Annotated in this window: 1 protein-coding gene; it reads right to left on the reverse strand. The window is 34.3% G+C overall.

Features of this window, described 5'->3' with window-relative positions; all coding sequences use genetic code 11:
* Positions 1-85 precede the first annotated feature (85 nt).
* The gene (locus ACLD9W_RS12495) at positions 86-382 is read right to left on the reverse strand and encodes an AHH domain-containing protein (protein ID WP_410842300.1); all 297 of its coding nucleotides are present in this window, start codon (positions 380-382) and stop codon (positions 86-88) included.
* Positions 383-469: the final 87 nt, after the last annotated feature.

Genomic DNA, 469 nt, shown 5'->3' on the forward strand with positions numbered 1-469 from the left:
TAGCTCAATCAGTTTGTTTTGTTTGTACTGACTCAGACGACTTTTTCTCATAAGGAAAATTCTAACTTAAACGGAATCTCCTGAGTTATCTAGGACAGCCCCTTCTTTTATCACTATAATCCGAATGAACATTTCCATCATGATATGCAGGGCATTTCCTACCCGGATGTCCAGGCTGATTCACTTGTGTAGTTCTAGTTCCCCATAAAGCTGCACCATTATCTGGATCTGTTAAATGGTTAATGTTGAATTTATTTAGAATTCTTCTTGATTCATTTGTATAAATATTATTTTTTGTTTCTTGTACAATGTGATGAGCAGTTTGTCCTAATTTAAAAGTTCTGCCATTTGCGATCATCGCATTTTTTGGCGTAAGTAACAAATTTACTGCTAAATCAGAGAAGCAACGCACTAAGTAACAAATTTACTGCTGCAAATTCATTTTCTAGCAAAATGATCCTTAATAAAC

It is taken from the genome of Neisseria sp. WLZKY-1 (assembly GCF_046546535.1).
Taxonomy (GTDB): Bacteria; Pseudomonadota; Gammaproteobacteria; order Burkholderiales; family Neisseriaceae; genus Neisseria.